This is a genomic window from Corallococcus terminator, from assembly GCF_049194865.1.
GTDB classification, from domain to species: Bacteria; Myxococcota; Myxococcia; order Myxococcales; family Myxococcaceae; genus Myxococcus; species Myxococcus terminator_A.
The window spans coordinates 1-3,043 of sequence record NZ_JBLZWL010000135.1 but is presented as its reverse complement, the minus strand read 5'-3'; the positions used below and the strand labels follow the sequence as shown (position 1 = coordinate 3,043).

The following is a 3,043-nucleotide window of genomic DNA, read 5'->3' as shown; positions in this document are numbered from 1 at the left end:
GCCGTCGAAGTAGCCCTGCCTGACGGCGTCCTGGATGAGCTCGCCCTGCTGCTCGGGGTTGAGGTCTCCCCACTTCTTGCCGTCCTTGGCGCCCGCTTCCCAGTCGTAGCCCTGCCCCGCGCTCTGGGCGACCAGGGCCTTGGCGGCGTAGTCCGCGCCATGGTTCTGGTATTGCCAGACGTGGGTGGCCTCGTGGGTGAGCAGGTCCTTCGACGGCGGGAAGTTCGTCGGAGAGCCGTCCTGCGCCTTCGGGTTGACGAGAATCTTGTTCCCCGCGGTGAAGGCGGGCGTGTAGCGGCTCAGGTTGTCGAAGAGGGAGGCGGGGCCTTCCACGACGCGGACCTTGTCCAGGTCCACGCTGTCACCGAAGACGCCCTTCAGGTCCTTCTTCTGCGCGTCCGTCAGCGGCTTGCCCTCGAGCTTCTCGGCGGCGTCCAGGACCTTCTTGAGGACCTCCTTGCCGGGGATGGCCGCGGAGGGAATGAACTCATCCACGATGGACGCGGCCGCCGACTGCGCCACCGGCTTCGCCTGGGGCTTGGGCGCCACTTCCTCCTCGGGCCGGCGATAGGGAACAGTCCGTTGATTCTGGATGCGAACAGGGGCCATCGCGTGACTCCTCTTGGAGAGGGGGGCTGAGTCATTTGAATTGTCCGAAGTCGCCTCCGTTTTGTTTCCTCGAATTGTGAGATGTGTGAGTCCATGACGACGCCACCGCCCGAGCCCCTCCCGTTTCCGGAGAGCCTCTGCCACCGCTGCGAGGCGCCTCCGCGCTACGTCCAGACGCGGACATCCGTCTTCATCATGTGCCCGCTGGTGCCAGGGAAGTATCCGCCGCAGCCGGTGCGGACCTGCGTGCTCTTCCGGCCCGCGGAGGCCAATCCCGGCTGAGCGTGTCAGGGCGACGGAGGGAGCAGGCCCCCGGTGTCGCGGGCAGGAGGGCGAGGAGGGCGATTGCGAGCGGTTCTGGCCGTCCCCAACTGTGGCGCGCAGTCCAGTCACGGGAGGAGGGACCTGATGGTCGCCAGGAAGAGCACGCGCGCCTCGACGCGCACCCGCACGATGACGCCTCGGAAGAAGCGGACGGTGTCCCGCACGAGCAGCACCAAGGCGCGCCGCGTCAGCGCGACGAGTCGGCGCCGCGTGGGGGCTCGTGCCACCCCGGCCCGCAGCGGCAAGTACACGCGGCCCGCGCTGAGGGAACTCCTCAAGAAGCGCCTCACGGCGGGAACTCGCGGCGGACGGGCGGGGCAGTGGAGTGCTCGCAAGGCGCAGCTGCTGGCGACGGAGTACGAGAAGGCCGGGGGTGGCTATCGCGGCCCGAAGACGGGGACCCAGAAGTCGCTGACGGCGTGGACGCGCGAGGAGTGGGGGACTCGGACGGGCAGCACGCGTGCGCGCTCGGGTGGCACCACCGCTCGCTATCTTCCGAAGAAGGCGTGGAGCCAGCTCAGCGCGCGGCAGAAGCAGGCGACGGACCGCCGCAAGCGCGTGGCCTCGCGCCGGGGGCAGCAGTACGTGGCGAACACTCCGGCCGCGCGTCGTGCTCGCAAGACGGCGACGCGGCGCTGACGCCCTGGAGGTCCGCCGTGTGGGGATGCACGGCGGGCTCCCGGCTCAGCAGCAGCGCCCGCCGCCACCGCGATAGCGGGCAGCCATGCGCTCGTCGAAGAACTCCTCGTAGCTCATCACGGGGCGCTCGGGGTGATGCGCGCGCTGGTGTGCCACGTAGGTGTCGTAGTCGGGAACGCCAATCATCAGCCGCGCGGTCCTGACGGCCTGGCTCCAGGCGAGCCGCAGTCCCTCTCGAAGCGCGCCCACCTCAGCCGCCCTCCGCCGTCACCGGGACATAGGGCGTCTCGTTCGCGGTGGGGACCGAAGAGCGCCGCGCCGCGAGCGCGGAGCGGAGGCCAAACGCCACGGTCGCCACCACGAGCAGAATGAAGAAGACGGTGAGGGTGGCATCCAGGTAGTCGTTGAAGATGATGCGCTGCATCTCCTCCACCGACTGCGCGGGGGAGAGCACCTTGCCGGCGGCGGCGGCGGCCGAGAAGTCGCGCGCGTGGGCGACGAAGCTGACGCGCGGGTCACCGCCGAACACCTTCTGCCAGCCAGCGACCAGCGTGCAGCACACGAGCCACGCGGCGGGGAGGGCGGGAATCCACAGGTAGCGCTCGCGCTTCATCTTCACGAAGACGACGCACACCAGCGTCAGCGCGATGGCCGCGAGCATCTGGTTGGCGATACCGAACAGGGGCCAGAGCGTGTTGATGCCGCCCAGCGGGTCCACCACGCCTTGATAGAGGAAGTACCCCCAGCCGGCGACGCACAGGGCCGTGGCGATGAGGTTGGCGCCCCAGGACTCGGTCCGCTTGAGGGGCGCGTAGACCAGGCCCGCCAGCTCCTGAATCATGAAGCGCCCCACGCGCGTGCCCGCGTCCACGGTGGTGAGGATGAACAGGGCTTCGAACAGGATGGCGTAGTGGTACCAGAACGCCATCATCCCCTCGCCGGAGACCAGGCCGTGGAGGATCTGCGCCATGCCCACCGCGAGCGTCGGGGCGCCGCCCGCGCGCGAGAGGATGGAGGACTCGCCGATGTCCCGGGCTGTCTGGGCGAGCACCTCGGGGGTGACGACGAAGCCCCACTCGCTGATGGTGCGCGCCGCCTGCTCCACCGTCGTCCCAATCAGGGCCGGCGGGGCATTCATGGCGAAGTACACGCCGGGCTGGAGCACCGTCGCGGAGATGAGCGCCATGATGGCGACGAAGGCCTCCATCAGCATCGCGCCATAGCCCACCATCTTCGTGTCGCGCTCGTTGGCGAGCATCTTGGGCGTGGTGCCGGACGCGATGAGGGAGTGCCACCCGGACACCGCGCCGCAGGCGATGGTGATGAAGAGGAAGGGGAAGAGGCTGCCGGAGAACACCGGGCCGCTGCCATCCGTGAAGCGCGTGGTCGCCGGCATCCGCAGCTCCGGCGCGGCCAGGATGATGCCCACCGCCAGCACCATCACGGTGCCAATCTTGAGGAACGTGGAGAG

5 protein-coding genes are annotated in these 3,043 nt (G+C 69.2%); 2 read left to right on the top strand and 3 right to left on the bottom strand.

Features of this window, described 5'->3' with window-relative positions:
• Positions 1 to 609: eCIS core domain-containing protein (locus ACN469_RS39725; RefSeq protein ID WP_498776937.1), on the bottom strand; the 609-nt coding region annotated here is incomplete at its 3' end.
• Positions 610 to 702: 93 nt separating this feature from the next.
• Between ACN469_RS39725 and ACN469_RS39720 the strand changes: the two genes are divergently transcribed.
• Positions 703 to 891, top strand: a complete 189-nt coding sequence (locus ACN469_RS39720) for a hypothetical protein (RefSeq protein ID WP_498776935.1) — start codon at positions 703 to 705, stop codon at positions 889 to 891.
• Between the two features lie 126 nt (positions 892 to 1,017).
• Positions 1,018 to 1,572 (top strand): hypothetical protein, encoded by a 555-nt coding sequence (locus tag ACN469_RS39715; protein WP_498776933.1) that lies wholly within the window; start codon positions 1,018 to 1,020, stop codon positions 1,570 to 1,572.
• A 45-nt stretch (positions 1,573 to 1,617) separates the two neighbouring features.
• On the opposite strand, the gene ACN469_RS39710 is transcribed toward ACN469_RS39715, so the two are convergent.
• Together ACN469_RS39710 and ACN469_RS39705 are read right to left on the bottom strand one after the other, a co-directional pair.
• The gene (locus ACN469_RS39710) at positions 1,618 to 1,821 is read right to left on the bottom strand and encodes a YbdD/YjiX family protein (RefSeq protein ID WP_498776931.1); all 204 of its coding nucleotides are present in this window, start codon (positions 1,819 to 1,821) and stop codon (positions 1,618 to 1,620) included.
• A gap of 1 nt (position 1,822) precedes the next feature.
• On the bottom strand, positions 1,823 to 3,043 hold a 1,221-nt coding region (locus tag ACN469_RS39705; RefSeq protein WP_498776929.1), incomplete at its 5' end, for a carbon starvation CstA family protein.

Bases quoted from the DNA above. Each gene is read 5' to 3' on its own strand.
- ACN469_RS39715 (WP_498776933.1), top strand. From the start codon at position 1,018: ATGGTCGCCAGGAAGAGCACGCGCGCCTCGACGCGCACCCGCACGATG.
- ACN469_RS39720 (WP_498776935.1), top strand. From the start codon at position 703: ATGACGACGCCACCGCCCGAGCCCCTCCCGTTTCCGGAGAGCCTCTGC.